At 42.9% G+C, this 5336-nt stretch carries 4 protein-coding genes and 1 pseudogene; 4 read left to right on the top strand and 1 reads right to left on the bottom strand.

Annotation, left to right across the window (positions count from 1 at the left end):
• Positions 1-60: 60 nt before the first annotated feature.
• From EI161_RS13210 to EI161_RS13195, 4 genes are all read left to right on the top strand, one after another.
• Positions 61-1278: a DUF2345 domain-containing protein gene (locus EI161_RS13210; RefSeq protein WP_192529758.1), complete on the top strand. Its 1218-nt coding sequence runs from the start codon at positions 61-63 to the stop codon at positions 1276-1278.
• Positions 1275-2597 (top strand): polymorphic toxin type 15 domain-containing protein, encoded by a 1323-nt coding sequence (locus EI161_RS13205; RefSeq protein ID WP_075100799.1) that lies wholly within the window; start codon positions 1275-1277, stop codon positions 2595-2597. The genes EI161_RS13210 and EI161_RS13205 overlap by 4 nt, the downstream gene beginning before the upstream one ends.
• A gap of 18 nt (positions 2598-2615) precedes the next feature.
• Positions 2616-3329, top strand: a complete 714-nt coding sequence (locus EI161_RS13200; protein WP_075100798.1) for a GAD-like domain-containing protein — start codon at positions 2616-2618, stop codon at positions 3327-3329.
• A gap of 443 nt (positions 3330-3772) precedes the next feature.
• Positions 3773-5017 (top strand): DUF2345 domain-containing protein, encoded by a 1245-nt coding sequence (locus EI161_RS13195; protein WP_192529757.1) that lies wholly within the window; start codon positions 3773-3775, stop codon positions 5015-5017.
• Between the two features lie 53 nt (positions 5018-5070).
• Here EI161_RS13195 and EI161_RS13190 read toward each other — a convergent pair.
• A pseudogene (locus tag EI161_RS13190) lies at positions 5071-5280 on the bottom strand (IS110 family transposase); the annotation flags it as partial.
• Positions 5281-5336 lie beyond the last annotated feature (56 nt).

Raw genomic sequence — 5336 nt, 5'->3', positions numbered from 1 at the left:
ACGTTACTTTAATCAAAACCTCTTATCAGGTGTCCTAAATTAGTTGACCACTACACTCTGATGCAAGCTATCGGTGATAGTGAGCATCTGACGAATACCGGTAGCTTATTATCATCAAGTCGCCCTAGCCTGTTTGCCACTGACAATGAGCAAGCGGTCGAGAGCGGTTATCGCAACACGGATAACGGCCTATCTGAATGGGTGACTGACCATCGTACAGAGCAAGCTTATTCACAGCTACAAGTCGATAGTGGCAAGGTTAGTGCCACGATAAAGATGGGCGTCATTAACCCTGCAGATAATGGCACTAAGCGCGAAGGTATTAGCGCCACTACCAATGCCCAAATCAATATCAAGTCAGGTGAAGCCTTAGCCCTTTCCACTCAACCGCAAACCCACGCGCAAACAGGACAACATAATTACCAACACCACACCCCGACCCTCACCCAAACTAGTCTTGGCGGTCAGCACTTAGCGGAGCGTTTAACGCAGTTAGCAACGGGACTTGGTAGACAGGTTAATGACCATAACGCGATTAAGACCCAACTTGAAACTATCGCAGAAGAACAGCAAACCAAAACCCATCAAACAACGCCATTCACGCTCATTGATAGTGCGGCTGATACCGGTTATGTCAGTGATGACCTACTCATTCACCGGTCAATGGGTGAAATGATAATGACCTCGCAGCAAGATATGTTAACTAGTAGTGGTGATAGCCATAACCAAGTCAGCAGCGAGTCACTCAATATAGTAGCCGATGGTCAATTTAGCATGACCAATGCCAAAGACAATATCACCCTCTCAGCGCATACAGGAAAACTGGAAGCCACGGCAAAACAAGATGTGAATATCGCCTCCTCGACTAAGGAAGTTGAGATAGTAGCAACGAATAAGATTACGCTGACGGCTGGTGGAGCCAGTATCACTTTGGATGGTGGTGATATTACCATTACGGCTAAGCAGTTTACGGAGAAAGCTGGGAAGCATAGTAAGGCTGGGGGCGGTGTTGATGGTCAATTTGTTTCAGGCTTACCTTCTAATATCTTGGACGAACCACCAACCTTTATCGAGCTTAATTATCTACACGATGATGAGACTCCAGTAAGCAGTGCGCCTTATAGAGTTGAGTTCGCAGATGGCTCTGTCAGAGAAGGCATTTTAGATGAAAATGGCTTTGCTCGTTTAGAAGGTGTGCCTAAGGGTCAAGCTCATGTTTATTATGGTGAAGACCCTGCTGACTTCAAGCCTGATATAGATATGGAGGATGGTATATGAGTAGTAATGGCTTTGGCGGCGGCGCACTAGGGATTAGTAACATAGGGAAGGATTACACTCCTCAAAAATATAAGAAAGCCAAACAAGAAAAGCCCACAGGCTGGTTTAAAGCATTAAAAGAAGAGACAGGTTCGTTTCTAGCAGGTGAAAACACCTCGTCTTGGGCACTATTCGCTGAAATTGTGATCGGTGCAGTTCCTATTGCAGGACAGCTTATTGATGCGCGAGACATCATCAAGGCAGTCATGAACCTAAAAGACAAGCCCTCTGATACTACTTTGTGGTTTTTACTCATAGCAGCATTAATAGGGCTGATCCCTGTCGTTGGTGATGCGGTCAAAAGTGCCATTAAAGCAGTGAAAATTGGCGGTAAAAATCCTGCTGATTTATTTGCCTTTATCAGAAAATTTGGTAAAGGTAATGCAGAGCAAGCGCTAAAGAAAGCGTTAGATGTTAGTAAGCTAAAAGGGTTACTGAATAGTATCTTGACCCCTAAGTTTCTAAACAGTTTAAGTAAGTCTAATAAGCAAAAGCTGATACAGATTCAAAAGGACTTTGATCGTTTCGGTCAGCAAATTATCAATGAGATTGATGGATGGTCAAAGATGACACCGGCTACGGCGAGTGTTAATAGCGCAGGTGTGGGTCGGACAGCTGGTAATAAACCCAGCACAGCATTGGCATCAACCAACCGAAAAGCTTCTGGCGAAACAGTCAGTCATAATAGCAGTATCACGTCGAGACCTGCTAGAAAAGGCGTTATGAAAAAACATACCCCTAAATGCTTTAAGCCAAGTAAAAGCTTAAAGAGTAGGTTTGCTAAAGACAGTAAAGCAAATGCAAAGTTTGAAAAAGAGTACTATCGTCAATTAAAAGACCAAGAAGCTGGACTGAACAACTTAACTGTTGATGAGTATTTGACAGGTCGTGATGCCTTTAAAACGCATGGCAGACCGAAAAGTAATGGGGCGCAGGCAAACGCTAGAACAGAGTATGAAGATAAGATCAATGAGTCTTTAAAAAATAGCTATGAGAAACAAGGAAAATCTCCTAGAGAAGCTAAACGGTTGGCGAACAAACGCACTCCTGAAATAATGAAAGACCTGAATGCTTTACATGATCCTGATATGATTGCAGGTGGTAAAGATAAAATTAATCGACTGGGTCGTGCTGATGTGAATAAGTCCATAGGTGGACAATGGTCTAATAAAGTTGAAGCAAATAGTAGAGTTGCACAGATGGATAAGGCCGCTAAAGAAGCACAAAAGTCTCAAGGCGGGCAAACCAAAATGAAGGTAGAATTAAACCGTTGTAGATAATTAAAATAGGAAATTGTAATGAATAATTTTATTATTGATGAAGGATTTGACTTGTTTATGGAAGATTTTGGACAACCTGACTGGCAACAGCCTGCCGATCAGGCAATTCTAGATTATTATAAAGGTAAATTGCCTGATAAGCTTCTTTTCTATTGGGAGAAAATGGGCTTCTGCCGCTTTAAGCAAGGCTTGTTTTGGATAGTCAATCCAACTGATTATGAAGATGAACTAGCCCTTTGGTTAGGTGAGGACGTTCTAAAACAAGATAACTACTATGTTATCGCTCGTAGTGGCTTTGGCAAGTTATACGTTTGGGGTGAAAAAATAGGTCATGCCTATACAATTACTCCAACTCTTGGTTGGGTTTATCAAGAAAAAGGGGAAGCGAAAGATATTGCAAAAGGCCTAGCAGATAGAAAAATTGAATTATTTTTTGCTTTTAAAGAGACAAAATATGTTGATATGGTTGATAACAATAGCAAACCTCTATTCAAGCGTTGTGTGAAAAAATTTGGAGCACTTGAATACGATGAAATGTTTGGCTTTGTCCCTGCCCTTGCGATTAGTGATAATGCTTCTATCAAAAATATAGATAAGATGAATATCTTTGTCCATCTCAATCTTTTACCCGACTTGATTGAGATTCAGTACATCGACTTTAAGAGATTAGGACAAACAGCATTTGGCGTTGATGATGATTCAAACTTACTTGATTTAGATGACTTAATATAAGTAATTATTTAAGCCACCTTCGGGTGGTTTTTTTGTCGTTCGTTAAATAAGAAACATCTCAAACTCAAAGCATTCAACTTAACTTCAAATTATAGGCATTACTCAGCATAAAAACTCCAACCACGACCACCCTCTGCGAACGTCAGATGCCACCGCTAGCCCTGATTGCAGAGGATATCCTTGGCTGATCCCAGGATTACAGGAACTCAGGCAGAGACGTTATCGCAAAGCAGGAACGGCACGGTCTTTAGTGCCTGCTCCTGTGGGCAGTTAAAATAGCAGCGGAAAGCAGGAGTGGCTACAAACTGTTTTGCTATAATCTTATCACCCCAACAAGCAACTACTTATTAGATAACCCCGCCCAAGCAATTAACCGTATTGAGGCCCAAGCAGGAAGCAATTATGGCAGCCACTTTACCCATAGAGCAGATGACCAAACTCTGATGCAAGCTATCGGTGATAGTGAGCATCTGACGAATACCGGTAGCTTATTATCATCAAGTCGCCCTAGCCTGTTTGCCACTGACAATGAGCAAGCGGTCGAGAGCGGCTATCGCAACACTGAAAACGGCCTATCTGAATGGGTGACTGACCACCGTACAGAGCAAGCTTACTCTCAGCTACAAGTAGACAGTGCTGGGATATCCGCCAGTCTAAAAATGGGCGTGATCAATCCATCAGACACCGCCAAACGTCAAGGGATCAATGCGGCCACCAACGCGCAGATCAGTATCAAATCAGGGGAAGCACTTGTTCTATCCACTCAGCCGCAGACCCACGCGCAAACAGGACAGCATAACTACCAGCACCACACCCCGACTCTGGCCCAAACTGCATTAGGTGGTCAGCATTTAACTGAGCGTTTGACGCAACTGGCAACGGGACTTGGTCGTAATGTGAACGACCATAAAGCGATTAAAGCCCAGCTTGAGACTATTGCAGAGGAACAGCAAACCAAAACCCATCAATCCACGCCATTCACGCTGATTGATAGTGCGGCTGATAGCAGCTATGTCAGTGAAGACACGCTCATTCAACGTTCAATGGGTGAAATGATTACTACGACTCAAGCGAACATGATGATCAGTAGTGGCGATAGCCATAATCAAATCAGCAGCGAATCACTCAATATAGTCGCCGATGGTCAATTTAGCATGACCAATGCCAAAGAAAATATCACCCTATCCGCCCATACAGGGAAACTGGAAGCAACCGCCAAGCAAGATGTGAACATCGCCTCCTCAACTAAAGAGGTAGAAGTCGTGGCAACCAATAAAGTGACGATAACGGCAGGCGGTGCGAGTATTACTCTTGATGGTAGCAATATCACTATCGCCGCCAAAGAGGTGACGGAGAAAGGGGGTAAGCATAGTAAGGCGGGAGGTGGAATGGATGGGCTGGGGCTTGGGGTATTGCCGAGTTTGATAGCGGGAGCAATGTACAAGGCACAATTTAGATTTGCTGACGATAATGATATTGCTTATGCCAATACACCGTATATTGCTATTAATGAAAATACAAAAGAGACTTTTGAAGGCATAACTGATACTGAGGGAAATACGGAAACTTTCTTTAGCTCTAACTCCAATAAGATTAAAGTGCATCTAAGAAATGAAGACCCTTGGGGATCTATTGAACTTTATAAAGTTAAATTTAAATTTACTGATGATGATGGTAACCCTTTGTAGTGGCATAATTAAATCGGACCACGCTTAAGAGATACCATCTTAAAAAAGCCAAATCAAGCACTAATTAGCTCAACTTTTGCTTGGTAAGACTGCTGATGTTTAATCACACCGAAACAGATATGCACAAGCTTGCGCATCGCTGCACAGACAGCCTGCATTTTGCACTTACCATTAGCAAGCAGTCGCTCATACTGCGCCTTAATATCAGGATTATGCTTAATGGCGACTAGCGCTGGCATATACAGTTTGGCTCTGATATCACTTTGTAGTGGCATAATAAAATTGGACAGCTTCTAAGAGGTTATAATAACCCAAAGAA

The organism is Psychrobacter sp. FME5 (genome assembly GCF_014861375.1).
Taxonomy (GTDB): Bacteria; Pseudomonadota; Gammaproteobacteria; order Pseudomonadales; family Moraxellaceae; genus Psychrobacter.
Note: the sequence above shows the minus strand (reverse complement) of the source record. Positions and strands in the feature narration are given on the sequence as shown.

What these genes read in the sequence shown, in the direction of transcription:
- EI161_RS13210 (WP_192529758.1), top strand. Translation starts at nt 61, where the DNA reads ATGCAAGCTATCGGTGATAGTGAGCATCTGACGAATACCGGTAGCTTA.
- EI161_RS13205 (WP_075100799.1), top strand. Translation starts at nt 1,275, where the DNA reads ATGAGTAGTAATGGCTTTGGCGGCGGCGCACTAGGGATTAGTAACATA.
- EI161_RS13200 (WP_075100798.1), top strand. Translation starts at nt 2,616, where the DNA reads ATGAATAATTTTATTATTGATGAAGGATTTGACTTGTTTATGGAAGAT.
- EI161_RS13195 (WP_192529757.1), top strand. Translation starts at nt 3,773, where the DNA reads ATGCAAGCTATCGGTGATAGTGAGCATCTGACGAATACCGGTAGCTTA.